The 26,243-nt window shown below is 68.4% G+C and carries 19 protein-coding genes and 1 tRNA gene; 11 read left to right on the top strand and 9 right to left on the bottom strand.

Translation table 11 applies throughout. From position 1 onward, the window contains the following. The first annotated feature begins 16 nt into the window (after positions 1–16). From mprF to IHE47_RS03715, 9 genes are all read left to right on the top strand, one after another. Complete coding sequence (mprF, locus tag IHE47_RS03755; protein WP_343227430.1) at positions 17–2,623, top strand: bifunctional lysylphosphatidylglycerol flippase/synthetase MprF; 2,607 nt, start codon at positions 17–19, stop codon at positions 2,621–2,623. Then, positions 2,620–3,435: an AcvB/VirJ family lysyl-phosphatidylglycerol hydrolase gene (locus tag IHE47_RS03750; protein WP_192104387.1), complete on the top strand. Its 816-nt coding sequence runs from the start codon at positions 2,620–2,622 to the stop codon at positions 3,433–3,435. The genes mprF and IHE47_RS03750 overlap by 4 nt, the downstream gene beginning before the upstream one ends. Positions 3,436–3,485: 50 nt before the next feature. After that, complete coding sequence (locus IHE47_RS03745; RefSeq protein WP_192104385.1) at positions 3,486–3,827, top strand: carboxymuconolactone decarboxylase family protein; 342 nt, start codon at positions 3,486–3,488, stop codon at positions 3,825–3,827. A gap of 76 nt (positions 3,828–3,903) precedes the next feature. After that, the gene (locus tag IHE47_RS03740; RefSeq protein ID WP_192104384.1) at positions 3,904–4,290 is read left to right on the top strand and encodes a YajD family HNH nuclease; all 387 of its coding nucleotides are present in this window, start codon (positions 3,904–3,906) and stop codon (positions 4,288–4,290) included. A 58-nt stretch (positions 4,291–4,348) separates the two neighbouring features. After that, on the top strand, positions 4,349–5,419 hold the full coding sequence (locus tag IHE47_RS03735) for a methyltransferase (RefSeq protein ID WP_343227429.1): 1,071 nt from the start codon (positions 4,349–4,351) through the stop codon (positions 5,417–5,419). Beyond that, positions 5,416–6,150, top strand: a complete 735-nt coding sequence (locus tag IHE47_RS03730; protein ID WP_192104380.1) for a pseudouridine synthase — start codon at positions 5,416–5,418, stop codon at positions 6,148–6,150. The genes IHE47_RS03735 and IHE47_RS03730 overlap by 4 nt, the downstream gene beginning before the upstream one ends. A gap of 174 nt (positions 6,151–6,324) precedes the next feature. Further along, positions 6,325–7,287 carry a Dyp-type peroxidase gene (locus IHE47_RS03725; protein ID WP_192104378.1) on the top strand — a complete coding sequence of 321 codons (963 nt, stop codon included), beginning with the start codon at positions 6,325–6,327 and terminating at the stop codon, positions 7,285–7,287. Between the two features lie 150 nt (positions 7,288–7,437). After that, positions 7,438–7,650 (top strand): hypothetical protein, encoded by a 213-nt coding sequence (locus IHE47_RS03720; RefSeq protein ID WP_192104376.1) that lies wholly within the window; start codon positions 7,438–7,440, stop codon positions 7,648–7,650. Between the two features lie 22 nt (positions 7,651–7,672). Next, positions 7,673–8,326 carry a nucleotidyl transferase AbiEii/AbiGii toxin family protein gene (locus tag IHE47_RS03715; protein ID WP_192104374.1) on the top strand — a complete coding sequence of 218 codons (654 nt, stop codon included), beginning with the start codon at positions 7,673–7,675 and terminating at the stop codon, positions 8,324–8,326. Positions 8,327–8,521: 195 nt separating this feature from the next. Here IHE47_RS03715 and IHE47_RS03710 read toward each other — a convergent pair. Beyond that, positions 8,522–8,597: transfer RNA gene (locus IHE47_RS03710), tRNA-Ala, on the bottom strand. 178 nt (positions 8,598–8,775) lie between these two features. After that, entirely contained in the window at positions 8,776–9,888 is a 1,113-nt protein-coding gene (locus IHE47_RS03705) for an HRDC domain-containing protein (RefSeq protein ID WP_192104373.1), read from the bottom strand. A 100-nt stretch (positions 9,889–9,988) separates the two neighbouring features. Here IHE47_RS03705 and IHE47_RS03700 point away from each other — a divergent pair, with 100 nt between their 5' ends. Then, positions 9,989–11,926 carry an SUMF1/EgtB/PvdO family nonheme iron enzyme gene (locus tag IHE47_RS03700; RefSeq protein ID WP_192104367.1) on the top strand — a complete coding sequence of 646 codons (1,938 nt, stop codon included), beginning with the start codon at positions 9,989–9,991 and terminating at the stop codon, positions 11,924–11,926. Positions 11,927–12,036: 110 nt separating this feature from the next. Next, entirely contained in the window at positions 12,037–12,426 is a 390-nt protein-coding gene (locus tag IHE47_RS03695; protein WP_225561599.1) for an HU family DNA-binding protein, read from the top strand. Between the two features lie 352 nt (positions 12,427–12,778). Here IHE47_RS03695 and IHE47_RS03690 read toward each other — a convergent pair whose 3' ends face one another. The 7 genes from IHE47_RS03690 to IHE47_RS03660 form a co-directional block, all read right to left on the bottom strand. Continuing rightward, a complete protein-coding gene (locus tag IHE47_RS03690; RefSeq protein WP_192104359.1) occupies positions 12,779–13,615 on the bottom strand; it encodes a sulfotransferase in 837 nt (278 codons plus the stop codon). Between the two features lie 51 nt (positions 13,616–13,666). Further along, entirely contained in the window at positions 13,667–14,674 is a 1,008-nt protein-coding gene (locus tag IHE47_RS03685; RefSeq protein WP_192104357.1) for a LacI family DNA-binding transcriptional regulator, read from the bottom strand. A 16-nt stretch (positions 14,675–14,690) separates the two neighbouring features. Then, positions 14,691–17,393: a sugar-binding domain-containing protein gene (locus tag IHE47_RS03680; RefSeq protein ID WP_225561598.1), complete on the bottom strand. Its 2,703-nt coding sequence runs from the start codon at positions 17,391–17,393 to the stop codon at positions 14,691–14,693. Positions 17,394–17,663: 270 nt separating this feature from the next. Then, positions 17,664–19,055, bottom strand: coding sequence for an amino acid permease (locus IHE47_RS03675; RefSeq protein WP_192104356.1), 1,392 nt, complete (start codon positions 19,053–19,055; stop codon positions 17,664–17,666). A gap of 413 nt (positions 19,056–19,468) precedes the next feature. Continuing rightward, positions 19,469–22,675, bottom strand: a complete 3,207-nt coding sequence (locus IHE47_RS03670) for a TonB-dependent receptor (RefSeq protein WP_192104354.1) — start codon at positions 22,673–22,675, stop codon at positions 19,469–19,471. Between the two features lie 205 nt (positions 22,676–22,880). After that, complete coding sequence (locus tag IHE47_RS03665) at positions 22,881–25,208, bottom strand: family 20 glycosylhydrolase (RefSeq protein ID WP_192104352.1); 2,328 nt, start codon at positions 25,206–25,208, stop codon at positions 22,881–22,883. Then, a complete protein-coding gene (locus IHE47_RS03660; RefSeq protein ID WP_343227428.1) occupies positions 25,205–26,239 on the bottom strand; it encodes a glucokinase in 1,035 nt (344 codons plus the stop codon). The genes IHE47_RS03665 and IHE47_RS03660 overlap by 4 nt, the downstream gene beginning before the upstream one ends. Positions 26,240–26,243: the final 4 nt, after the last annotated feature.

Raw genomic sequence — 26,243 nt, 5'->3', positions numbered from 1 at the left:
GGAAAACGAGCATCGCGTGGAGCAGCAGGAAAAAGTCGAGCAGGCGCCACGCGCGGATGATGTCCTGAGCACGGTCGGCACGCGGGTGGCGGTGCTGCGCCGCGTGGCCGGGCCGCTGCTGTCGATGGGCATGCTGGTGCTGGCGATGTGGGGGCTGCGCCAGTTCGCGCGCCACGTCACCTACCAGGAGATCCGCGAATACGTGGCCAGCGTGTCGCGCCTGCGGCTGCTGCTGGCGATCGTGCTGACCACGCTGGGCTTCGGCGTGATGTCGCTGTACGACCGTTTCGGCCTCGAGTCCATCCACAAGTCGCTGCCGTGGCGGCGGGTCACCCTGATCTCCTTCATCAGCTACGCCTTCAGCAATGCGGTGGGCATGTCGTTCCTGGTGTCGGGCTCGATCCGCTACCGCTTCTACGTGCAGAACGGCCTCTCCACCGGCGAGATCGCCAGGCTGGTGCTGTACTGCACGCTGAGCTTCTGGCTGGGCCTGCTGGCGCTGACCGGCGTGACCCTGCTGGCGGTGCCGTTGCCCGCGGGCCTGCCGCTTAGCGACTGGCGGATCCCGCTGGCGCTCGTGTTGGCGGCGGTGCCGCTGGCCTGGGTGCTCGGTGGCTTCGTCCGCAAGCCGCTCCAGTTGTGGCGCTGGCGCGTGCTGCTGCCGCGGCCGCTGCCGGCGCTGCGCCAGGTGCTGGTGGGCGCGCTGGACTGGTGGCTGGCGGCGGCGGTGATGTACGTGCTGATGCCGGACAGCCTGCACGCCACCTTCGGGCACTTCCTGGCGATCTTCGTGATCGCGCAGATCGTGGGCCTGATCAGCCACGTGCCGGGCGGGCTGGGCGTGTTCGAGACGGTGATGCTGGCCGGCTTCCACGCCACCGACGACAAGCACCTGGCCGCGCCCATCCTCGGCGCGCTGGCGATGTTCCGGGTCGTCTACTACCTGATGCCGCTGTGCGCGGCGACCATGCTGGTGCTGCAGCGCGAGGCGCGCGGCCTGCGCCAGCAGTCGCTGTGGTCGCCGTGGTTCACCGGCCTGCTGCCCTCGTTCTTCGCGGGGCTGACCCTGGTGTCGGGCGCGGTGCTGCTGTTCTCCGGCGCCACGCGGGCGCTGCCGGAGCGCATGGAGATCCTGCGCGACGTGCTGCCGCTGTCGGTGCTGGAGGTGTCGCACTTCATGGCCAGCGTGATCGGCATGATGCTGCTGATCCTGGCGCGCGGCCTGCAGCGGCGGCTGGACGTGGCCTACTGGGCGACCCTGGTGCTGCTGGTGGTGGGTGCGGTGTTCTCGCTGCTCAAGGGCATCGACTACGAGGAGGCGACCCTGCTGGCCCTGCTGGCGATGGCGCTGGCGCCGGCGCACCGGCTGTTCTACCGGCGCGCCTCGCTGTTCGGCGGCCGTTTCTCGTGGGGCTGGATCGTGGCGATCCTGGCCGTGTTCGGCTGCGCCGCGTGGCTGGTGATGTTCAGCTACAAGCACGTGGAGTACAGCAACAGCCTGTGGTGGGAATTCAGCTTCCACCAGGGCGCCTCGCGCGCGCTGCGCGCGCTGGTGGGCGCGGCGGCGGCCGGCCTGCTGTTCGCGCTGGCCAGCCTGATCAAGCCGCAGCGCCTGCGCCGCGCGCCGCCCAGCGAGGCGGAGCTGGAGCGCGCGCTGCCGCTGATCCGCAACTTCCATTCCGCGCAGGCGCACCTGGCGCTGATGGGCGACAAGCACCTGCTGTTCGACGCCGACGGCAAGGCCTTCCTGATGTACGACACCGAGGGCCGCAGCTGGGTGACCATGGGCGACCCGGTGGGCGAGGACGAGGACGCGCGGCGCGAGCTGGTGTGGAGCTTCATGGAGCAGTGCGAGCGCGCGGGCGGCTGGCCGGTGTTCTACCAGGTCTGCCCGGCCGACCTGGACATGTACCTCGAAGTGGGCATGAACCTGCTGAAGATCGGCGAGGAAGCGCGCGTGCGGCTGGAGGACTTCAACCTCGACGGCAAGTCGAAGAAGACCCTGCGCGGCACCGTCAACAAGCTCAGCCGCGACGGCCTGCGGCTGGAGATCGTGCCGGCCGACGCGGTGGCGCCGCTGCTGCCGCGGCTGAAGCAGATTTCCGACGCCTGGCTGGGCGACAAGAACGCGCGCGAAAAGCGCTTCTCGCTGGGTTCGTTCGATCCGCGCTACCTGGTGCGCACGCCGATGGCGCTGATATGGCAGGGCGAGCAGTTGCTGGCCTTCGCCAACCTGTTCCTCACCGAGACGCGCGAAGAGGCCTCGCTGGACCTGATGCGCTTCGCGCCCGAGGGCCCGTCCGGCATCATGGATTTCCTGTTCATCGAACTGATGCAGTGGGCCAGGCAGCACGGCTACCGCTGGTTCAACCTCGGCATGGCGCCGCTGGCCGGCCTCACCAGCCGGCGCCAGGCGCCGCTGTGGAACCGCTTCGGCGCGCTGGTGTTCGGGCGCGGCGAGCGCTTCTACAATTTCCAGGGCCTGCAGCGCTACAAGGACAAGTTCGACCCCGAGTGGGAGCCGCGCTACATGGCCGTGCCCGGCGGCATCGCGCTGCCGGTGATCCTTACCAACGTGGCCAGCCTCATTTCCGGCGGCATCACCGGGGTCGTGCGTCGATGAGCAAGTCGAAGAGAGGCAAGTGGATCATGGGGTCAGGCGTGGGTGCGTGCGTGCTGGGCCTGGCCCTGCTGGTGTGGACACCGTTCTCCAGGCCCAGCCTGGAGGATTCCACCATCGTGCTGGCGCCCGCGGCCGGCGCGCAGGCGCCGGCGGGCAAGGGCGACGTGCTCACCATCCTGTATTCCGGCGACGGCGGCTGGGCCGACCTCGACAAGCAGCTCGGCAACGCCTTCGCGGCGGACGGCATCCCGGTGCTGGGCATCAACGCGTTCAAGTATTTCTGGCGCAACCGCACGCCCGACGAATCCGCCGCGCAACTCGACGCGCTGATGAGCAAGTACGTCGACCAGTGGCACAAGCCGCGCGTGTGGCTGGTGGGTTTCTCCTTCGGCGCCGACGTGCTGCCCACCATCATCGACAAGCTGAGCCCCGCCAACCGCGCGCGCATCACCCAGCTGGTGCTGCTGTCGCCCAGCCACGACACCAGCTTCGAGATCCAGTTCGAGGGCTACATGATCACGCAGGGCCGCTTCAAGGCCTTCGTGAAGACCGTGCTGGAGAAGTTCAACAAGGTGGAGCACTACGACGCGCTGCCGCCGCTGGTCGCGCTCCACAACCAGTTCCCCGTGATCTGCTACTACGGCAAGGATGAAGCCGACGATGCGCTGTGCACCGATCCAAAACTGCCCACGTGGGTGACGGTGCACGCCAAGAACGGCGACCATCACTTCGAAGGCGGCTACCAGCCGCTGGCGGCGCAGATGGTGGACGAGTTGCCGGCAGCGAGCGCATCGGCGCCGACGCCGCCTTGACGACGCGCGGGCGATACTGCCCGTCCTTCACGCGCAAGGGGGAGACTTCCATGCTCGACTGGCTCGGATACCGCAAGGAACTGCTCGCCCGCATCGGCGAGATCGGCAAGCTCAGCCCCGGCACGCTGGCCGGCTACCAGACCCTGTCCAAGGCCGGCGCCGAGACCGGCCACCTGGACGCCAAGACCCGCGAGCTGATCTCGCTGGCGGTGGCGGTCACCACCCGCTGCGACGGCTGCATCACCGTGCACACGGGCGAGGCGCTGAAGCATGGCGCGACGCGCGAGGAGATCGCCGAGGCGCTGGGCGTGGCCGTGGCGATGAACGCCGGCGCCGCGCTGGTGTACTCGGCGCGCGTGATGGACGCGGTGGCCACGCACAGCGGGGCGTGACCGCTTGCCGCGGGATGTCCGGGCGGGTCGCGACCATCGCATAATGCTCGCCGCGATTCACCGGACAGCCCGCACCATGCCCAGCCCGAAGATCCCCGACGACAGCAGGCTCGACCGCATCGTGGCCGAGGCGCGTCGCGCGGCCGAGCAGCGCGAGCTGGGCTATCGCGAGCGCGCGTTGAAGATGTACCCGTGGGTCTGCGGCCGTTGCGGCCGCGAGTTCACCCGCGCGAACGTGCGCGAGCTCACCGTGCACCACCGCAACCACAACCACGACGACAACCCCGCCGACGGCAGCAACTGGGAGCTGCTCTGCGTGTATTGCCACGACAACGAGCATTCGCGCCACATCGACCATGTGCGCGGCGCCGGCTACGACCTTGCCGCGCCCGAACAGGCGCCCGCCACCGGCAACCCGTTCGCCGACCTCAAGGCGATGCTGGAAGCGAAGGGCGGGCGCTGAACGCCGTCGCCTCGCGCGGGCACCGTACAATGGCCGCCCGTTTCCATCCGATATCACCGTGACTGCAGCCGGTTTCTCCGCGGCCGCGCCCGAGGCGGCGCTGGATGCCTTGTTCGTAGCGTTCGCCAGCGGCGGCTTGCCGCTGCCGACGGACGGCCGCGCGCTGTTCCTGCGTGCCCGCGCCGGCGTGCGTCTGCGCGAGCTGGCGCAGCCGGGCTGGCTGTGCGAGCAGAGCTTCCTGCCGTTCGCCGACGAGCTGGCGCGCTGCGGCCTGCGCGTGGGCGAAGCGGGCGAGGGGGAAACCTTTCCGCTGGTGCTGCTGCTGCCGCCGCGCCAGCGCGACGAGGCGCGCGCGCTGTTCACCCGTGCGCTGGACCATCTCGCACCGGGCGGCACGCTGGTGGCGAGCATGCCGAACGCCGAAGGTGCGAAGTCCAGCGAGGCCGACCTGAAGCGACTCGCCGGTGCGGTGGGCAGTCTGTCCAAGCATCATTGCCGGGTGTTCTGGACCACCCCGCGGCCGGGTGCCATCGACCGTGCCCTGCAGGACGCATGGCGCGCGCTGGACGCGCCGCGCGAAACCGCCGAGGGCTGGTGGAGCCGGCCCGGCCTGTTCGCGTGGGATCGCGTGGATCGTGCCTCAGCCTTGCTCGCCGAGCATTTCCCCGAAGATCTGCACGGTCGCATGGCCGATCTTGGCGCCGGCTACGGCTATCTCTCGACACAGCTGATCGAGCGCTGCCCTCGTCTCGCGGCGCTGGATTTGTACGAGGCGGAAGGGCGTGCCCTGGAGCCTTTGCACCGTAACGTGGCCAACGCCGTGGCCAAGTCAGGCCATGGGTTGCATATGAACGTGCATTGGCACGATGTCACCCGCGGGCTGCTGGACCGTTACGACGTCATCGTCAGCAACCCGCCGTTCCATCTCGGTCGAGCGGACTTGCCCGAACTCGGCCGCGCGTTCATCACCAGCGCCGCCGATGCGCTCACGTCGCAGGGGCGCCTGCTGATCGTGGCGAACCGCCATCTGCCGTACGAGGACTTGCTCGCCGCGCGCTTCGCCGAGGTGCGCCAGCTCGCGCTGCAGGACGGCTTCAAGGTGATCGAGGCAAGGAGCCTGCGCGCATGAAACTGGTCAAGCTGATCGCCAACCTCGGCTACGGCAGCCGCAAGGACGTGGCGTGGATGTTCCGCGAGGGCCGCATCACCGACGGCGACGGCGAAGTGCTGTACGCCGACGACAAGGTGGAACCCGCGCGTATCCACGTCGACGGCGAGCCGCTCGACCCGCCGCCCGGCCTGGTGCTGGCGATGCACAAGCCGCTGGGCGTCACCTGCTCGCGCAAGGACCCCGGCCGCGTGGTCTACGACCTGCTGCCGCCGCGCTACCGCGTGCGCGAACCCGCGCTCTCCAGCGTGGGCCGGCTCGACCGCGACACTTCGGGCCTGCTGTTGTTCACCGACGACGGCGCGCTGCTGCACCGGATCATCTCGCCCAGGGCCGAGGTGACCAAGGTCTACGAGGCCACGCTGGCGCAGGACCTGCGCGGCGACGAAGCCGCGCTGTTCGCCAGCGGCACGCTGCTGCTGGAATCCGAGACCACGCCGCTGGCCCCCGCCATGCTGGAGGCGCTCGGTCCGCGCCACGCGCGCCTCACCGTCACCGAAGGCCGCTACCACCAGGTGCGCCGCATGTTCGCCGCCACCGGCAACCATGTCGAAACGCTGGAGCGCGTGGCCGTGGGAGCCCTCACGCTGGGCGACCTGGCTGCGGGCGCGTGGCGCGCGCTTGGCGCGGACGACGTCGCGCGCATCTTCGTGGCGACGCAGGACGCACTGGCGAAAGCTCCGCAGGCATGAGCCCTCCGCGCATGTCGCCGAGGGGGCATGCGCCAACCTTGCTTGCGAACGAGCCCCGGCCCTTCCCGTGAAGGCGACGGGAGGCGACGTTCCCCGGCAAGATGAGTTAAAACGGCAACGCACCCCACGGCCGGTTCGAGGCCTCGCCCCAACACACCCAGAGGATCGTTGAACGTGTCTTCCGTCAATTCGCAACCCTTGACCGCCAAGCTCACGCAGGCGGCCATTTTCCTGGTGGTGACCCTGGATCCGGGCGCCGGGCCCGAGACGGCGGTGAAGGGGCTTTGCGCCGACCTTTCCTCGCTGCTGCGCGGCGTCGGGTTCCGCGTCCAGGACGGGCGCCTGTCGTGCGTCATGGGGGTCGGCTCGGCGGCCTGGGACCGGCTGTTCGGCAAGCCCAGGCCCGCGGAACTGCATCCGTTCCGCGAGATCCGCGGCGTCCACCATGCCGTCTCCACGCCGGGCGACCTGCTGTTCCATATCCGCGCCGACCGGATGGACCTGTGCTTCGAGATGGCCGGCGCCATCATGGAGCGGATCGGCGGCGTGGCGAAGGTGGTCGACGAGGTGCACGGCTTCAAGTACTTCGACGAGCGCGACCTGCTGGGCTTCGTCGACGGCACGGAGAACCCGGTCGGGCAGGCGGCCATGGACGCGGCGGCGATCGGCGACGAGGACCCGGCCTTCGCGGGCGGCAGCTACGTGATCACGCAGAAGTACCTGCACGACCTGCAGGCCTGGAACGCCATGCCGGTCGAGTACCAGGAGGGCGTGATAGGCCGCAGGAAACTGTCCGACATCGAGCTGGCGGAGCATGCCAAGCAGGCCTATGCGCACAACGTGCTGACCAACATCGAGGAGAACGGGCAGCAACTGCAGATCGTGCGGGCGAACATGCCGTTCGGCGAGATCGGCAAGGGCGAGTTCGGCACGTATTTCATCGGCTACGCGCGCTCGCCCAGCCGCATCGAACGCATGCTCGAGAACATGTTCGTGGGCCTGCCGCCCGGCAACTACGACCGGCTGCTGGACGTGAGCAGGGCGGTGACCGGCACGCTGTTCTTCGTGCCGACCGCGGCGTTCCTGGACGGCGTGTCCGATGACGCGCCGGATGCTGCGGCAGGCGGCGCGCACTAGGCTGGGTCGTGCGGCTCATCTCCGTGCGGGGAGGGATCGCCCCGGCCGTCCATGAAAAATGCCGCCCATGGGAACTCCGCAACGTCCCGACCGGGCTGGTGAAGACAGCGCCGCAGTCGCGCCCGACGCCGAGGCGGGTAAGATGACCCCATGCTCCCCAAGACCATCCCGATCAAACGCTACCCCGAACTGCGCTTGGCCGCCCGGCATCTCCCGGAGACCGCCCGGGTCACGCCAGCGGAGGCGTTGGGATTGTATGAGCGGGACGCACGCCGTCTGGATCGGCAGCACATGAACGACGCCGAGCGGACGCTGCTCAATACCCTGATCAGGGAAGTCGGTCATGGCGTCTTCAACGGCTGACCGTCCGCACCACCAACGCGTCATGACGGCGCTCTCCGCGTTCGACCCGGAGGCGCTGGCCGCGTGTTCATGCTATTTCGCTGGCGGCACCGCGATCGCCCTTCTGGTGGGCGAACACCGCGAGTCGGTCGATATCGATTTCCTGTGCGCCACCCGCGATGGGATGCGCGCGCTGCGGGAGACCGTGACCAGCCACAGTCTGGGCGCGCTCCTGAAACCAGACATTCAACTGGTGTTGCAGCGGGAGGTGCTCTCCGACCGATACGGCGTGCGCACCGTGGTGAACGTCGACGGCGTCAACATCAAACTTGAACTGGTTCACGAAGATCGCATCGATGTGTCCGGCGGTGCGGTCGCATCGCTCCCCGTGCCGGTGCTCAACCGTACCGATCTCTACGCCGAGAAACTCCTGGCGAATGCGGATCGGGGTACCGACGGGGCGATTCTGTACCGGGACATGATTGATCTGGCGGCCATGATCGCTACCTGGGGTCCCATTCCGGACGCCGCTTGGCAGAAGGCTCGCGTGGCCTACGGCACACACGTTGATCGGGCATTCGCCACGGTCCGTGACACGCTGCGCAATCACCCTGCCAAATGGGCCGAGGCATGCCAGCGCATGCACATCGATACCCACTGGCGCGAAAGACTGGCCGCTGCCATCGGTATGGCATAAGCGCCTGTCCCATATCTCCGCGTGCGCCTGTGCGATTGGCGCATGAGCTCGCCCGGCCACGCAAGGTGCCCGGATTCAAAACGCCCCTCGAAGTCTTCTCCGGGGAATCCATCAACACCGTTGCGAATCAGCCTTGAAGCCGTCAAGCAACAGGTAAGAAAAAAGGCCGTAAACCATTGGTCTACGGCCTCTTATTGGTGGAGTCAGGGAGGATCGAACTCCCGACCTCGTCATTGCGAACGACGCGCTCTCCCAGCTGAGCTATGACCCCGAAAGGGAAGGCGCATGATAGCCGCTCGAACTGGGGCGGGCAAGCCTGGCCACGGCCATGTAATCGTAGGAACGCACCCTGTGCGCGATGCCCTGGTGCCCGGTCGAAGCGAGAGCCATCGAGCACAGGGTGCTCCTACAGGGGCCGCATGGACTTGTGTGCTCGTTGCGGAAGGCTCTCAGGCCGGCAGCAGGGTGGGCAGGTGCTCGCGCAGCACCTCGCCGCGCCAGCCGTCGAGGAAGTCCGGCCATTCGGCGGTGACCACGTATTCCTCCAGCACCTTGCGCGGGCAGAGCAGGCCGGGGGGCAGGTCGAGTTCGGCGGCGCGTTTGTCGATCAGCTCCTTCATCGCGCCCAGCGCCTTTTTTGCCTCGCCCTGCGGATGGGCCGGGATGGGGCGGGTGGCTGTGATCTCGTCGGCTTCGACGGGTTCGCGCAGCAGGGCGAACAGTTCGCCGCGCTGGGCGCTGCGCAGGGCGCGCTGGCCGCGGCCGCGTTGTTCGAGCTCGGCGAGGCTGGCGGGTGGCTGCTGGGCCAGGCTCAGGGCGAGCGCGTCGTCGAGCAGCCACGGCCGCGGACGGTCCAGCATGCGTGCGCTGCGGTCGCGCCACAGCAGGACGCGGCGCAGCAGGGCCTGCCGTTCCGCCGGCCACTCGGCGGCGCCGCGCAGCGCGCGCTGCGGTTGCGGGTCGCCGTCGCGATGGCTGGCGCGGCGCTTCAGGCGTTCGCAGTCTTCGGCGAACCAGTCGCCGCGGCCGCGCTGGTGCAGGCGCCCGGCAAGCTGGGCGTGGATGGATTCGAGGTACACCACGTCCAGCGCGGCGTAGCTGCGCTGCGAGGCGGTGAGCGGGCGCTGCATCCAGTCCGAGCGCGTCTCGCCCTTGTCCAGTTCGTCGCCGCAGAGTTCCGCCACCAGCGCGCGGTAGCTGATGCCCAGCCCCATGCCGACGAAGGCGGCGGCGATCTGGGTATCGAACAGCACGCGCGGGCCGTCGGGCAGCAGCGGCGCCAGCGTCTCCAGGTCCTCGCCGGCACTGTGCATCACGGTGATGGCGTCGCCGCTGCCCAGCCTGGGCCGCAGCGTGTCGTCGATCGCGAAGGCCAGCGGATCGACCAGCGCATGGCGGCCGCGGCAACCCAGCTGCAGCAGGGCGAGCTGCGGATGGAAGCTGTCGCGGCGCATGAACTCGGTGTCCATGCCGACCACGGCGTCCGCCGGCACCTCGTCCAGCCAGGCTTGCAGCGTGGCGCGATCGGCGATCCAGTCGGCGGTGGCGTCGGATGGGGGCATGCGGATTCCTTGGAAAGGGCGGGGCGTGCATTGCCCCGTCATCGGTCGTGGCATAAGGTGGGCGGACGACGATAACAGGCCGATCCGGGAACGCCCAAGCATGCCGAGCAACAGCACGCTGCAACGTCAACGCACGCTGGGCGGCGTGGTCGGCATCATTGTGTTGGCCTTCGGCCTGGGCTACCACTTCTTCCCGGGCCTGTTCCACGCCGAACCGGTCGAGGTCGCGCGCCCCAACGTGCCGGCGCCGCCGGTGGCGCCCGGCCATGCGGCGGCGGCGGACGAACTGGCCGACGACCAGTTGAACGCGGGGCCGCCGATCACCCTTGCGCCCACCGCCGTGATCGCCGCGCGGCTGAACCACGAACACGCGAAGCTGCCGCGCCAGCTGACGCCCGACACGCCGCAGGTGCGCGCGTTGCTGGAGCGGGCCGACAAGGCGCTTGCCGCCGACCACCTGGCGGGCGACCAGGACAGCGCCGCCACGCTCTTCCTGCAGGCGGCGAAGGACAAGCCCGACAGCCGCCGCGCCGCGCAGGGCCTGATCGACGTGCGTTCCCGCCTGGTGGCGCAGGCCGAGCGCGACATCGCGCTGGGCAACGCCGAGGATGCTGGCGACCTGCTGGCGGCGCTGCAGCAGCTGCCCGACAGCATGGACGACGCGGCGCGCCTGACGGCCGCGCTCAAGACGCTCACCGAAGTGCGCCCGCTGCTGGCCAAGGCGGCGGGCCTGCTGCAGCAGGGCAAGGCGGACCAGCCCGCCGGACGCAGCGCGCTGGACATCTACCGCCAGGTGCAGCAGCTCGACCCGCAGAACGCGGTGGCGGAGCAGGGCATCCTCGACGTGCAGCACGCGGTGCTGGATCGCGCGCTGGCCGCCCTGGCGCAGAACGACTTCGCCAGCGCCGACAAGGTGCTGGCCGAGGCGCAGCTGATCCGCCCTGGCTCGCAGCAGCTGTACGACGTGCGCCAGCGCGTGGGCGACATGCGCGCGACGCGCGCCGGCGGCCTGCTGGACCAGGCGCGTTCCGCGCTGGATGCCGGCAACCTCGCGGTGGCGAGGCAGCTTGCCGGGCAGGCGCGCGCCACCTGGCCGCAACTGGACGACCTCGCCGCGTTCGACCAGCAACTGCTCAACGCGCAGGTCTACGACAGCCACAAGCCGGGCCAGGTGTTCAGCGACCGCTACGTGGACGTGGCCGGACAGTCGCCGGCGATGGTGGTGGTCCCCACCGGCAGTTTCCTGATGGGCGCGTCCGGCGCCGACAACGGCCGCAACGCGGACGAGCAGCCGCAGCACAAGGTCGACATGGCGCAGGGTTTCGCGATGTCGCGCAGCGCGATCACCGTGGGCCAGTTCCGCGAGTTCGTGCGCCTGAGCGGCTACGTGCCGGACTCGGTGAAGCATGGCGGAGCCAGCGTCTACGACGAGCGCAGCGGGACCATGCACGACGACGGCAACGCCAGCTGGCAGGACGACTATGCCGGCCGCAAGGCGGCCGACAGCCTGCCGGTGGTCAACGTTTCCTGGGGCGACGCCAAGGCCTATGCCGACTGGCTGGGCAAGCGCACCGGCAAGACCTATCGCCTGCCCAGCGAGGCCGAGTTCGCCTATGCGTTGCGCGCCGGCACCACCACGCGCTACTGGTGGGGCGACGGCACGCCCAGGGGCAAGCCGGAAAACCTCACCGGTTCGCGCGACCGCTCGCCCAGCGGCCGGCGCTGGAACAACGCGTTCCGCGACTACGGCGACGGCTACTGGGGGCCGGCGCCGGTGATGAGCTTCGCGCCCAATCCGTTCGGCCTGTACGACATGGGCGGCAACGTCACCGAGTGGACGGCCGACTGCTGGCACGACAACTACATCCGCGCGCCCGTCGACGGCAGCGCGTGGCTCAATCCCGGTTGCAGCATGCGCGTGCTGCGCGGCGGATCGTGGGGCAGTTCGCCCGACCAGGCGCGCTCGGCATGGCGGCAGGGTGCCGATGCCGGCCTGCGCAGCGGGCGCGTCGGTTTCCGCGTGGTGCGGGAACTTTAAATTTGTCGCGTTGCAACTACACCAAACGCCTTAAATTCGCGTAGATTGTGCATGCCGAATGGCCGTCGCCTCGTTGGAGGCGGTGCCTCAATCACCATAGATGGATGCCCATGGCTACCAAGACCACTGCCAAGAAAGCCCCCGCCAAGGCCGCCAAGCCGGCGCCGAAGGCCCCCGCCGCCGTCAAGCCGATCAGCGACGCGCTGAGCAAGTCCGGCCTGATCGCCCACATCGCCCAGCACGCCGGCGTCGAAGCCAAGCACGTCAAGGCCGTGCTCGCCTCGCTGGAGCACGTCGTGCTCGGTTCGCTGCACAAGAAGGGCGTCGGCCAGTTCACCCTGCCGGGCCTGTTCAAGGTCAACGCGGTGAAGGTGCCGGCCAAGCCGAAGCGCACCGGCATCAACCCGTTCACCAAGCAGGAACAGGTGTTCGCCGCCAAGCCGGCCACCGTGAAGGTGAAGGTGCGCCCGCTGAAGAAGCTGAAGGACGCCGCGGTCTGAGCGCCTTCGCGCCGCCCGCGATGCGGGTGGCGCGAATCCCGATACGACAAAGGCCGCGCAAGCGGCCTTTGTTGTTTTTGGATGGTCATCGTGACGCAGGCTCGCTGCTGTCCGGAATATTTTCGTGGCGGCTCGTCTCCCTTCTCCCTTCGGACGCGGGGAAGGGCCATGGATGGCCCTGCTTTGAGGAGCGAGGAAGAGGGGTTGGGGGAGAGGGTTCGGTCGGAGCGCGTTGCCGACATCTTTCGCAAGTCACCATCGCCGCGCTTCGACCGAATCCTTTCCCGCCCTGCGGGCACCCTCTCCCGGAGGGAGAGGGATTCACCCGCAGTGCTCACGCGGATTGCGTTGCTTACACGATCGGCACCTGGTTGACGTTGTTCTTCGGCTCCAGCCAGAACGCCTCGTTCGCGAAGCGGCCGAAGACCTCGCGCGGCAGGATGGGCGCCTGCTCGACCGCCGCCACCTTGCGGCGCACGGTATGCAGGCCCGGCATGCCCACGCGCGCATCGAACTCGTCGGCGTGGTATTCGACGTTGTCGAAGTCGTGTTCGAACCACGGCTCGTCGAGGAAGCGGTAGACCGCGCGCATCGCCGTGGCAGGGTCGCGCACCAGGGTCTCGTAGGTCAGCAGCAGCAGGTGGTCCCGTGCGTGCTGGCCGTAGAACGCGTCCTTGGTGGCCTGGTAGGCGAAGCCCACCATGCCGCGCGGATCGGTCAGCGCCTCGACGCGCGAGTACACCGTGGTGTTGGTGTCGAAGCGGAACACCTTGCTGACGCTGACCGGCTGCCGGCGTACCAGCCGCTCCATGCTGTCCAGCACCCAGGCCAGCTGGCGCACGCAGGCGATCACCTTCACGCCGGGGAACAGCACGTCGAGCAGCTGCATGCGGCTGCACCACAGGCGGCTGGTGTCGAACACCACGCCGGCGCCGGCCTGCACGGAGTAGAAGTTCTCGACCAGCCCGCGCAGCAGCGCGACGCGCTGTTCGTCGGAAACGTCGAACGAGAAATCGTTCTTGCTGCTCGCCTCCGCGATCACCACGCCCATGATGTCGGCCAGCGGGCTGGTCATGCCGGCGCGGAAGCGCGGGTTCTGGTTGAGGATGGCGGCCAGCAGGGTGGTGCCGGAGCGCGGCAGGCCGGAGATGAAATGGAACTTCCGTGACGACTGGCTGGCATCAGGCATGTGGACACTCTCCGCGGGTCAGGTGGCGTCGGTTGCAGGATAGCGTCCGGTTCATGGCGCGGGCGCCGTCGAGGCGCGGATGCGCATTTCGTAGCCGACCTCGACCATCGTGGCCTCGCCCTTGCCCTGCACGCGCAGCAGCAGTTCCTCGGTGGCGCGCCGGCCCATCTCGTGCACGGGCTGGCGGATGGTGGTCAGCGGCGGCCACACCTGGGTGGCGATGGGGGTGTCGTCGAAGCCGCAGACGGAGATTTCGCCGGGCACCGACACGCCGGCTTCGGCGGCGGCCCAGATCACGCCGGTGGCCATGTCGTCGTCCGCCGCGAAGATGGCGGTGGGGCGCTGCTTCAGCGCCAGCAGCTTGCGCGCGGCCGCCACGCCCGACTCGAAGGAGAACTCGCCCTGCACCATGTACTTCGGGTTTTCCTTCAGTCCGGCGCGCTGCATGCCGTCGCGGAAGCCGGCGAGGCGCCAGACGCCGCCGCCATGCTTGGGGTCGCCGATGATGTGCGCGATGCGGCGATGTCCAAGCGCCACCAGGTGCGCCACCATGGCCGCGGCGGCCTCGCGCTCGCGCAGCATCACGCCGATGCAATCCTTGGGGTGCAGCGGGGCGATGGAGGCGAACGGCAGGTCGTTCCTGCGCAGGTGCTCCAGCAACTGCGGATGGTCGGTGATCGGCGGCGTGAGGATCAGCCCGTCGGGCCGGTGCCGCGACAGGATGTCCTCGACGCGCCCGACCAGGTCCGGCGCGCTCGACACCAGCGGCTGCACCATCATGCTGTAGTGCTGCGCCTCGCAGGCCTCGAGCACGCCGGCCTGCACTTCCATGATGTAGCTGGGTGACAGGTTGTCGTACAGCAGGCCGATCATGAAGGAGCGGTTGGTCGCCAGGCTGCGCGCCGAGGTGAGCGGGCGGTAGTTGAGTTCGGCCATGGCCGCCAGCACGCGGTCGCGCACCGTGTCGCGCACGTTCGGCTCGCTGTTGAGCACCCGCGACACGGTCTTTTTCGAGGTGCCCGAGGCGCGGGCGACATCGTTGATGGTCACGCGCGACATGGGGTGCTGTCCGTGTTCAATGGGTGGTTTCCTGTGAGGCGGCGGCCGGGACGCCTTGTGCCGGAACGTTCCAGCCATCCACTTCGACGACCGGCGCCGCGCCGCCCTGTGATGCGTAGTGCGCGACCAGCACGATGGACTCGCCGGGCCACAGCGTGACGTCATTGTCGTTCCACACGATAGGCAGCGCGAGGTCGCCGTGCGCGCCGCGCCGGATCGACACGTGCTGGAACAGGGCCACGGCCCTGGACGACGCGGGCACTGTCAGGGTGACGGTGGTGACGTCCTCGTTGCCTTCGCGCCGCGTCGTCGCATGGGCCTCGCTGGTCGCGGTCGGCAGGGACTTCAGCGCGGTGAGGTCCGCGTACTGCGTCAGCGGAGTGAGGTACCAGTTCGACTTTGCCCAGTCGAGCACATCTGCCCGGGTGGAAAGCCAGTAGACGTTGCGGCTGACGGGCTTGCCATCGGAAGCGGAAAGATCGAGCTCGACGAAATACGTGGGCGACAGGCCCGCCAGCGTCGGCAGCGTCGCCACTTGCTGCGTGTGGTTGCCCGCGAGGGCGATGCCCTGCAAGTGTTTCTCGTAGCGTACGCTGCCATCGAGGTTGCGCACTCGGATGTTCGCCTGCAGGCCGTGCGCATCGTCCAGCGTGTGGTTCACCAGCACGATGGCGTTCGCGTCGTACGAATACTGGATGTGCAGCGGCTCGTTCGCCTTCTTCGCGCCGAAGTAGGCGCCGGCCGGATTCATGTACCAGTCGTACAGGTGCCAGTGCAGCGAGGGCCAGGCGTTGTTGAGCATCCAGTAGATCACGCCGGTGGACGGGTTGGCCGCATCCATGTGCGCGTTGAACGCCTCGAATTCCGCGCGCACGTTGTCGTAGTTGTCGAGTTGGGCCTTGGCGGCGTAGTCGGCGAGATCGGTGGGGGCGCCGTAGCGGTGGGCGAGGGCGTTGTCGAACGGCGTCAGCACCGCGAACGGCGACCACGCGGCGGAGGCGTGGTACTGGCGCAGCTCCGGGTACTTCCACAGCGCCTCCTGCTCCTGCGGCGACAGCATGCGCTGCAGGTCTTCCAGCCGCGGGATGGTGGCGCCCGCGCTGACCTCGGAGTCGAAGCCGAACGCGCCGCCCAGCTTGTCGGCATACCAGTACGCGGGCGGGATCCAGTCGTACGGCCCGGCCATCTTCATGCCGGAAGGGCCGGTTTCCGCGGTCGCTTGGTCGGAGGCGGCCGAGACGATCGGCAACGGCCAGTCCGCGGCGCGCAGCGTGTCCGCGTACATCTTCGCTATGGCCGGCGGCGGCGCGTTGTCGCTGCCGATCAGGAAGCCGATCACCGAGGGATGGTTGCGCAGCAGGCGGGCTTCGCTGGCCATCGAATCCGCGGCCACCTTTTCGTCGGCGGCGTTCCACGGTTCACCGCCGGTCTTCGCGGCGGACTCCCATTTGTCGCAGCACTCCCAGCCCGCGAGTATCAGGATGCCGTCGCGGTCGGCGAGCTCGTAGAAGCGCTGGTCCTCCAGCTTGCCCTCGCTGCGGATGGTGTTGAGGCCGAGGTTGCGCACGTAGCCGAACTCGGCCTCCATGCGTGCGGGATCGTCGCGCAGGAACATGTCCGGCGCCCAGCCCGCACCGCGGATCAGCAGCGGTTTGCCGTTGACGAAGAACTGGCGGTAACCCTGCTTGGTGAGGCTGGAGCTGACACTGCGTATGCCGAACGTGGTGCCGGCCTTGTCGGAAGTCGCGCCGTCGACCGCGGCAGTCATGTCGAGCTGGTACAGCGGATGCGCGCCCATGCCGACCGGCCACCAGATCCTCGGGTGATCCAGTGCGAGGCCCGGCGTGGTCTTTGGTGAGAACGCAACCACCAGTGTCTGCCCGGGGGCGAGGTGGATGGTCTGTTGCAGCGGCACGCCGGCCACCGTGCCGGTGATCGTCGCGTCATGCGCCACCTTGTCGAGGTTCCTCGCCTCCACCTGCACGCCCAGGTCAGCATGCGAGAGATCGGGAGACAGCGACGAGCCAACCTGCGGCCAGCGCAGTTCGACCGGCCCGGCCTGCACGATGTCCACGCCGCGCCACGGCCCCATGTTGTTGTCCGGCGGTGTTGGGTTCCAGTCCACCCAGCTCGTCGTCAATGCCATGCGCGGATCGGCCGGATGCACGCGCAGGGCGACGGTGTTCTCACCGGCATGCACCCAGCGCGTCACGTCGAATTCGTTGACGGGGTAGGCGCCGGCGATGGCCACGTGGTCGGCGACCAAGTGGCCGTTCACCCACAGGTCGGCGCTGGCGATCATGCCGTTGGTGCGCAACAGCGTGTGCATGCCCTGTGCGCTTCTCGTCAGGGTGAATCCGCTGCGGTACCACCACGGCGTCACGAACAGGTCGCCGCTGGAGTCGGGCACCTCTACCGCGCGCAGGTTGTCGCTGTGGAACACGTCCTTGTACACGTCGTTCTCCAGCAGGCCGGCCATGACCGTCGCGCGGCCGCTGACCGGATACCAGCCCTTGGTGGAGTAGCCGCTCGCGGAGATTTCGTCGCCGCCTTGCTGCGCCTTCGCGCTGTCCTGGATCTGCCAGTGGCCGATGGTGGTGATCGAGCCCGCGTCGCCGTCCGCCCGTGTGGGCGCGTAAGCCGTCTGGGCGCAGGCGAGCGGTGCGGCCAGCATCAGCGTGGCGATCGTCGAGCAGGCATGTTGGGTCGAAATGCGCATGGCGTCAGTGCTTCCTTAGAGCCTGTTCATGGTCTCCGCATGGCCCGCGCCGGGAGCTGTTTGCGCGCAGGCCAAGGAAGAAGGGGGGAGTGGACGTCCGTCCACGACCGAGTGATGACGCCGGCATGCGGGCAAACAGACCCGGCCCTGCGGGTTGCCATCGAGTGGCCGCCATGCGGCAGCACGCGGCTTGACCTGACCGCCAGTCAGGCGCTGCGCCACGCGCTACCACCTGGCGACCCATGCAAGGCAACGCGGGCCATGTGGAGATCATGAACAGGCTCTTGAATAGGCTTCATGTATTTCGACCGGCGCGAACGGCCACGAGCGGCTGGCCCTGGCCCAGATCGCGAACACTGCCAGCCCGGCGAGTATCCACACGCCGGACAGGATCAGCGACAAGGCGGATGCGGAGACGTAGACGTAGATCCAGCCCGCCAGCGCGATCACGCATGGCACGGGGTAAAGCCACTGCTTGTACGGTCGTTCCAGTTGCGGCTGGCGCTTGCGCAACACCACCAGCGCGGCGATCTGCGCCACCGACTGCACGATGATGGTCGCGGCCAGCAGCATGTTGATGACTTCGGTGAGGTCGAAGAACGTGCCGATCGCCGTCGCCACGCCCATCGTGAGCAGGGCCACGTGCGGGAAACCGAGCCTGGCGTGCAGGCGCCCGAACACGGACAGGAACACCTTCTCCTGCGCCGCCTGGAACGGCACGCGCGAACCGCCCAGCAGGCCGGTGAACACCGAGGCGAACGCGGTCACGATGATGAGCACGGTCATCACCGCTGCGGCCGCATGCCCCCAGCTGCGTTCCACCACCAGCGAGGCCACGGATTTCGATTGCGCGATTTCCTGCCACGGCGCCACGCCGAGCACGCTGATGTTGAGCGCGAGGTAGACGAACATCATCGCGATCACCGAGATGATGATCGAGCCGGGCATCGTGCGGCCCGGGTTGCGCAGCTCGTCGCCGATGTAGGCGGTGGTGTTGTAGCCGAGGTAGTCGTAGATGCCGATCACTAGCCCCGCGCCCAGTCCCATGAAGAACTTGCTGCCGAACGCGCCGGCCGGCCAGGCGAAGGCGTAGCCCGCGTTGAAATGCGAGAAGCCCGCCGCGGCCACGCCGACGACCGAGACCAGCATGATCACCCACAGCGCGACGGTGATCGCGCGCACCGACTCGATGCGCCGATACAGCAGCCAGGTGACTAGCGCGGTCGCCGCCACGCCGATGAGGTGCACCGGCCACCAGCCGAGGCCGGGGAAGAAGAACTCCAGGTACTCCACCATGCCGATGATGCCGGTGGACATCAGCAACGGAATCGCCAGCAGCATCGTCCAGATGAACAGGAACGGCATCAGCTTGCCGGTGCGGTACTGGAACGCTTCGCGCAGGTAGACGTAGGTGCCGCCGGAGCCGGGCATGGCCGCGCCCAGCTCGGCCCAGACCAGGCCGTCGGCCATCGCGAGGATGGCGCCGGCGATCCAGCCGATCACCGCCTGCGGGCCGCCCATCGCGGCGACCATGATGGGGATGGTGATGAACGGCCCGATGCCGCACATCTGCGTCATGTTGATCGCGGTGCCCGAGAACAGGCCGATGGAGCGGTGGAAGCCGTTGCCGCGGACGGGCTGGGGCGCGCTGGAATCCTGCATGGTGGCCTTGTTGTCGTGTGTGTCCCGGTGAATCCCTCTCCCTCCGGGAGAGGGTGCCCGAAGGGCGGGAGAGGGTCCGGGCGGAGCGAAGTGTCGATGGCTTGCGCGAGACTTCAGTATCGCGCTTCAGCCGGACCCTCTCCCCAAACTCCTCCCCCGGAGGTCTGATCAGCGTCGAGTCTCGGTCGTGCCATGTTCTGTCTCCCTCCCCTGCGTGCAGGGGAGGGCTGGGGTGGGGTCAAGCGCTTGCGAAGGCAATCCATGAGCGTCTTTCGCAAGGTTTCACCCCCTCCCAACCTCCCCCCTGCAAGCAGGGGGAGGAGCAAATCGGCTCACCGCTGAGACTCGACGCCGAATCAAGCCCCCGGAGGGGGAGGGGAGGACGATCCGGGCAGCGAGGGGAACCGTCCGGCTCACCATTGCCCGCGTATGCCCAGCATGACCATGCGCTCGGAGTACTGCGAGTGCGCGGCCTGGTCGGGCCATACGAGGTAATACTTCTGGTACTCGTTGGTGAGGTTGGTGCCGTCGAGGAAGATCGTGGCGTACTTGTTGAGCTTGTACGACACCGATGCGTCCAGATACTTCTGCGGCGCTTCGTACATCTCCAGGCCGGTGATGTTGCCCACGTCCTGCTCCACCGCGCGGCGCGAGCGATAGTTGTAGGCAAGGCGCGCCTCGAAGCGGTTGTCCTGGTACCACACGATGAAGTTGCCGGACTTGGTGGAGTTGTCCTGGAACGGAATCTTCGCGCCGGACAGGTCCCGCAGGCCCGTGTTGCTGGGCGCGTAGGTGGCGTTCACCTCGATACCGGTCTTGGACAGGAAGCCCGGCAGGAAGGTGAAGCCCTGGCGGTAGTCGTATTCCGCGCCCTGGATGCTGTTGCCGCTGCCCTGCACAGGCTCCTGGATCGTGATGCAGTGGTCGCGCACCACGCCGTCCTCGTCCGGGTAGCCGCAGTTGGTCACGTTGCCGTTGACGATGAAGCTCTCCATGTCGATGCGGAACAGCGCGAGGCTCATCATGCTGGTGGGGTTGATGTACCACTCCAGCGACGCGCCGTAGTTGGTGGAGCGCCACGGGTTGAGGTTCGGGTTGCCCGCGGACTGCCCGCTGGAGACGCGATAGAGCGGCCCCTGCGGCGTTTCCATCAACGAGTAGTTCAACTGCAGGCCGCCGGACCACTGGCTCAGATCCAGCGGCATCATGTTCTTGGAAGCGGCGAGGCGGAACTTCAGGGTGTCGGTGATATCCAGCGAGAAGTTGGCCGAGGGCAGCACGTCCTGGTAGCTGCGGTTGGTGATGGCCGTGCCGTTGGGTTGCGACACGTCGCCGTACGCGCCCGGCGCGCCGACCAGGTGCTGGGTCACGTTGAGGTCGGTGTGGATCATGCGCACGCCGACGTTGCCGCTGTACGGCATGTCGCCGATGGTGCCGCTGAAATCCCCTTGCATGTAGCCGGTCAGCTCGCGCAGGCCCACGCCCCAGGTGGTGCTGGGATCGTCCGCGATGACGGTGTCGGGATAGAGCGACTTCCAGTACGAAATGGGGTTGACCAGTGCGTTCGGGTTGACCGCCCAGAAGTTGATGCCCGAGCCGAGCAGGTTGGTGTATTCCTTCCAGTTGCCCGACAGCGGCGCGGCCGTGTCCGGCATCGAGATCGCGGACAACGGCCCCGCGCGGTAGTAGCCCTCGGCGTTGCCGGCGGTGCACGAACCGGTATTCATCACCACGTCGGCGCCGACGTAGCGCACCAGGCAGCCGTTCGGATCGGTGGCGCCCATGCCGGCATACACCGGCGTTTCCAGGGTCCAGCCGACGTTGTTGGCGCTGCGGATGCTGTCGCGCAGGCCGAATTCGAGCTGGATGCCGTCCTGGAAATCGTACTTGCCGTCGAAGCGCAGCGCGTTGAGGCTCACCTGGCGGTCGTAGTCGCCGGAGGATTCGATCGTCTTCATCGTCCAGCCGGCGGGGTTGGCGAAATCGTTGATCATCGTCTGCGGCATGCTGATGGTGAGGTAGCGTCCGCCGAAGTTGGCAATGATCGGCAGGGTGTTCTGCGGTATGCCGTTGGCGTTGAACACGCGGTCGCCGCCGAGTTGCGACGGATAGATCATCGTGGTGCCCGGCGTGGTGCTGCCGTCGCTCAGCACGTTGGGCCACAGCCCGCCGTCGGAGTCGGAGATGTTGAGGTCGGTTTCCACGTTCGACTGGAACGCCGTGTCGTGCACGCCGCGCAGGCCGAAGGTGAACGAGCCGCCGTTGTCGTAGTCCAGCTGCAGGTTGAAGTTCTTCGCGTTGGAGCTCTTCTGGGTGATCTGCGAGAACGACTCCACGTCGCCCGGCCACTTCTCGTACACCTGTGTGGTGTACAGCTGCGAGCCTTCCCAGCCAGGCTGTGGCGTGCCGTAGGCGCCGAGCGCGGGGCTGCCGGTGTTGCGCGACTGCAGCGGCACGTAGGTCGCGCCCTGCCAGTCGGTGGAGTTGAACTGGATGCCGACGTTGGTATCCCACTCGCGCTGCTGCGAGTAGAAGAAGTCGCTGGTCAGGCTGAAGCCGTTGCCGAGGTCCGCCTGGAACGACATGTTGGCGGACTTGCGCTTGCGCTGGGTGACGGTGTCGTAGATGCCGATGTTCTGGCTGCCCATGAACACGCCGTTGGACTTGCCGTCGCCGTTGACGTCCACGCTGCCGTCGGCGTTCTGGTGGATCTGCGAGGGGATCGGCGCGCCGTTCCACGACGTCAGGAAGCCACCGTAGCCGCCCGCGCTGGTGGCGTTCTCGCCGTTCAGCACCACGCCGTACTGGTCGAGGCCCTCGGTGGAGTTCTCGCGCGTGGTGTTGGAGAAGTCGGCGGAGACCAGCAGGCCCCACTTGCCGTCGTCGTTGTACGAGATCAGGCCGTTGGCCTCGGGGCCCCAGCGGTCGGTGGTGCTGCCGCGCTCGCCGTTGGCGGAGTAGCTGTAGGTGAAGCCGCTGGGCAAGTCCCAGGGGCGGTAGGTGTGCAGGTCGACCGCGCCGCTGATGCCGCCGTCGGTCTCGCTGGCGGTGGTCGACTTGACCACGTCCACGCCGTGGAACAGCGTCGAGGGCAGCATGGTGAAGTCCGGCTGCTGCGAGTCGATCTGGTCCGCGGTGATGAACACCTCGCCGTTCAACATCGTGCCGACCTGCGGCAGGCCGCGCACGGAGACCGACGTGCCCACGCCGGCATCGCGGTCGATCTGCACGCCGGTGACGCGCTGCAGCGAGTCGGTGATGGTGGTGTCGGGCAGGGCGCCGATGTTTTCCGCGGTGATGCTGTCCTGGATGTTCGGCGCCTGGCGTTTCACGTCGATCGCGCGCTCCTGCGACGCGCGCACGCCGGAGACGTTCACGGTGGACAGCGTGACTGCGTTCTTGTCGGCAGCGCTGTTCTTGTCCTTGCCATTGGCCTTCCTGGCGTCGGGCGTCGAAGCCGCCGGTGTCGATGGCGCGGTCTGCGCCGTGGCGGCCTGCGTCGCCTGTCCGTCCGACTGGGCGTCGGCGAACGGTGACGCCGCGACCGACGTCGACACGACGGCGAACAGCGACATGGTGATGGCGAACGACAAGGGATGCTTGCGATGTACGGTGGACATGGGCCTTGACCTCTAGTTGTTGGTGCCTGTCTAACCTCGGATGCTTCGCGGTGCTCCAAAATGCGTGTGATCCGGCGGCGCCCGCATGTTTCGTGCGCCGACGCGATGCAATCTCTCTGCTCTCTCGATCTCCCCGGCCATGGCCCTGCAGGCCACGGTCATTCCCTTCGGTGCCACTTGTGCGGGACGTGCGCCCGCGTACCGCTTATTTCGAAAACGCCACGTGCGCCAACGCCCACTGGCCATCGCGTGGATCGCCGGTGGCGTAGATGCACAAGTCGCGGACGCCGGCTCCCGCCGGCAACGCAACGTCTGCATCCAGATGGATCTGTCCCTTGGCCGGCGCCGCGCGCTCCAGCGGCAGGCTGGCAAGCAGCGGGCCCGTGCAGGAACCGGCATGGATCTCGAACTCGCCGGCCGCGCTGGCCTTGCGGCGCACGGTGGCGTCCCTGGCCTCGTCGCCGAAGCGCCACGCAATGCGCTCCACGGCCAGGGCGACATGCCTGATGCCGGACAACTGCGCCTGCGGCCACAGCCAGCAGGCATTGCCGATGTCCACGGCATAGACCGGCCTCGTGCCCTGGGCCGGCCGGCTGCCGTCGAGGCGCGAAGCGGGTTGGCCGGAGCAGGTTGCCAGCGCGCCGCCGTCGCGGCTCAGCGAGGTGGCCTCGTCCAGCACCTGCGTGCGCGGCGCAGCGAGCTCGAAGCCGTCCGGTGCGAATGCCGCGGCCCGCAGCGTCGTCCTGTCCGTGAGCGTGAGCGGTTGCGTGTATGGCGTGGAGTGGATGCCGGGTGCGGAGCCATCCGTCGTGTAGCGGATCGTCCCGGGTCCCGCCTGGGTGGAGAGCGTGACGCGGAACGCGCCATCGGCACCGGCTGCCACCTGGAAGGCCGGCGCAAACGCGCTGTCGGCATAGCCGATGCCGAGCGCGCGCCAACGCGCCAGTTCGGCCGGCATGCGCTGCAGGAAACCGTTCCAGTCATGTGCGTCCGCCGGCGACCAGGCCAGTTCCGACATCGCCGCGAGGCGCGGGAACAGCGCGTGCTGGTCGTGCGCGAACGTCGGCATCTGCTCGGTCCACAGACTGGCCTGCACGCCGACGATGCGCCGGGCCTCGGCGGCATTCGCGCCGGGCGGGATGATGGCCGTGTCGTAGGCCTGCCGCAGCGTCGCCGCGGGCGGCGGGCCGGCCCACTCGTCCGGCAGGCTGGACTGGTAGTGGTCGAAGTACAGCGATTCCTGCGGCGTCATCACCACGTCGTGGCCTTGCCTGGCCGCCTGCAACGCCACGCGTTCGTTGTCGTCGCCGTGCCACGACATCACCAGCTGCGTGGCCGGCAGCGTCGCGCCGGCGACGATCTCGTCGTCCCAGCCCACCGGCCTGCGCCCGTGTCGCACGAGGTAGTCGGCAAGCCGGCCCATGAACCAGCCCTGCAGTTGGTCCATGTTCGCCAGGCCCAGACTGTGCATCTGCGCGCGCACCTCGGGCGATGCGTTCCACTGCTGCTTGTCGGCCTCGTCGCCGCCCAGCGAGATGTACTTCGACGGGAACAGCCGCATCACCTCGTCGAGCACGTCATCGACGAAGCGCAGGGTCTTTTCATTCGGATCGAGCAGCCATGGACTGACGCCCCAATCGGTCCACACGGCCGGACGCCGGCCGGTCACGCCCAGCCACGGATAGGCGGCGATGGCCGCCTGCGAATGGCCGGGCAGGTCGATTTCCGGCACCACGTCCACGTAGCGTTCGGTGGCATAGCGCACGATCTCGCGCACCTCGGCCTCGGTGTAGTAGCCGCAATAGGGCTTGTCGGCGGAACCGGTCAGTTCGGCGTCCAGGCCCACCGCCTTGCGGCATGCGCCGACGCGCGTCAGCTCGGGATATTCTGGAATCTGCAGGCGCCAGCCCTGGTCCTCGGTCACGTGCCAGAGCAGCACGTCGAGCTTGCCCTGCGACATCCAGTCGATCAGCTTCTCGATGTCGGCGACGCTCTGGAAATGCCGTCCGGAGTCGAGCAACAGCGCACGCCAGGCGAAACGCGGATGATCGTCGATGACGCCATCGGCCACCGCGGCCGGCGCGCCACGCATCCAGCCGGGCGGCGTCAGCAGTTGCCACAGGGTGACGCCGCCGTAGAACGCGCCGCGCGGCGTGCGCGAGACGACCCGTATGCCCTGGTCGCCCACCGTGATGCGATAGCCGGCGTCGCCCACCACGTCGGCATGCGGGTCCAGCTCGAACGTGATCGCCGGATGCGCGCTGGCCGCCGTGGCCATGCGCAGATGCAATCCGCCGGTGTCGGCGACCCTTTGCACGAAACGATCCGCGATGGATTGCAGCCCGGCGCCATACACCACGACCTCGGCGCCGTCCGCGACGTCGAACGAGCCGGAGGCTGCCGGCTGCATGCTTGCCGGCTGCGGCATCAGCGACCAGGCGGGCGTGTCGGACGCAGCGGCCGCGCCGCCCGCCGTCGCCAGCCAGGCCACGGCCATGCAGCGGAAAAGCCGGGATGGCGCGACGCGGCTCATGCGACCAGCCCGCTTGCGATGACCCCGCCCGGCACGCCGCGCCGCAGATACCAGCGCGCCGCGCCCAGCACGCCATGGTGGCCGTGTTCCGTCACCCACACCGGCACCTGCGCGAGCAGCGCGCGTGCGCTGCGCCCGTGCAGGAAACGTTCTTCGAAAGCACTGCGCTCGAGCAGCGCGAACATGGAGGACAGGAAGCCGCCGGCCAGGTACACGCCGCCGGTCGCCATGAACGCCAGCGCGAGGTTGCCGACCAGGCTGCCCAGCGACGCACAGAAAACCTCCACGGCTTCCGTTGCGCGCGCATCGTTGCCGGCAGCGGCTGCGAGGGTGACGGCCTGCGGCGTGGCGTGTTCCGGCGTTTCCCCCTGCAAGGCGCACAGGGCCTGGTAGGCGGTCAGCAGGCCGGGGCCGGAGACGATGCGCTCGAACTCCACGTAGCCGCCATCCGGGGCGAGCTGCGCGAGGATCGCACGCTCGCGCACCGAGTTCGGCGCGTAGTCCATCTGCCCGGCCTCCGTCGTCAGCACGAAGCCGCCTGCCGGGCCGGGGACGTGGACGGCGGCGCCGAGGCCGGTGCCGGGGCCGATCACCAGGGTCGGGCCAACGCCGCGCGTGCGCGGCCCGCAGAGGTGGCGGCCCTCGTGGGCCAGCGCGCCATCCAGTGCATGGCCCAGCGCCTCGAAATCGTTGAGCACGGCAACATCATCCAGCGCCAGCGCTTCGCGCAACTGCGACAGGTGGATGGGCCAGGCGAGGTTGTCGTTCACCACCTCGTCGCCCATCAGCTGCCCCGCGCAAGCCAGCACGCAGTGCCGCAGCGGCACCTGCGCGTCGGCATCGACGAAGGCGCGCAGCAGCGCCGACAGCGTGGTGAACTCCGCGCACACGAACTTGCGATAGGCGAGCGTCTCGATCCCGTGGTGCGCTGAGCGCACCAGCGCGACGCGTGCGTGCGTGCCGCCGATGTCGGCGGCCAGAAACGGCGTCGTCGGTATCCCCGCCTGTCGATCCGGATGGTCGATTGCCACGTCC

Source organism: Rhodanobacter sp. DHB23, assembly GCF_014842975.1.
Classification (GTDB): Bacteria; Pseudomonadota; Gammaproteobacteria; order Xanthomonadales; family Rhodanobacteraceae; genus Rhodanobacter_A.
This window is presented reverse-complemented; position numbering and strand designations above follow the sequence as displayed.

Bases quoted from the DNA above. Each gene is read 5' to 3' on its own strand.
- IHE47_RS03750 (WP_192104387.1), top strand. From the start codon at position 2,620: ATGAGCAAGTCGAAGAGAGGCAAGTGGATCATGGGGTCAGGCGTGGGT.
- IHE47_RS03745 (WP_192104385.1), top strand. From the start codon at position 3,486: ATGCTCGACTGGCTCGGATACCGCAAGGAACTGCTCGCCCGCATCGGC.
- IHE47_RS03740 (WP_192104384.1), top strand. From the start codon at position 3,904: ATGCCCAGCCCGAAGATCCCCGACGACAGCAGGCTCGACCGCATCGTG.
- IHE47_RS03730 (WP_192104380.1), top strand. From the start codon at position 5,416: ATGAAACTGGTCAAGCTGATCGCCAACCTCGGCTACGGCAGCCGCAAG.
- IHE47_RS03720 (WP_192104376.1), top strand. From the start codon at position 7,438: ATGCTCCCCAAGACCATCCCGATCAAACGCTACCCCGAACTGCGCTTG.
- IHE47_RS03715 (WP_192104374.1), top strand. From the start codon at position 7,673: ATGACGGCGCTCTCCGCGTTCGACCCGGAGGCGCTGGCCGCGTGTTCA.
- IHE47_RS03705 (WP_192104373.1), bottom strand. From the start codon at position 9,888: ATGCCCCCATCCGACGCCACCGCCGACTGGATCGCCGATCGCGCCACG.
- IHE47_RS03700 (WP_192104367.1), top strand. From the start codon at position 9,989: ATGCCGAGCAACAGCACGCTGCAACGTCAACGCACGCTGGGCGGCGTG.
- IHE47_RS03695 (WP_225561599.1), top strand. From the start codon at position 12,037: ATGGCTACCAAGACCACTGCCAAGAAAGCCCCCGCCAAGGCCGCCAAG.
- IHE47_RS03690 (WP_192104359.1), bottom strand. From the start codon at position 13,615: ATGCCTGATGCCAGCCAGTCGTCACGGAAGTTCCATTTCATCTCCGGC.
- IHE47_RS03685 (WP_192104357.1), bottom strand. From the start codon at position 14,674: ATGTCGCGCGTGACCATCAACGATGTCGCCCGCGCCTCGGGCACCTCG.
- IHE47_RS03680 (WP_225561598.1), bottom strand. From the start codon at position 17,393: ATGCGCATTTCGACCCAACATGCCTGCTCGACGATCGCCACGCTGATG.
- IHE47_RS03675 (WP_192104356.1), bottom strand. From the start codon at position 19,055: ATGCAGGATTCCAGCGCGCCCCAGCCCGTCCGCGGCAACGGCTTCCAC.
- IHE47_RS03670 (WP_192104354.1), bottom strand. From the start codon at position 22,675: ATGTCCACCGTACATCGCAAGCATCCCTTGTCGTTCGCCATCACCATG.
- IHE47_RS03665 (WP_192104352.1), bottom strand. From the start codon at position 25,208: ATGAGCCGCGTCGCGCCATCCCGGCTTTTCCGCTGCATGGCCGTGGCC.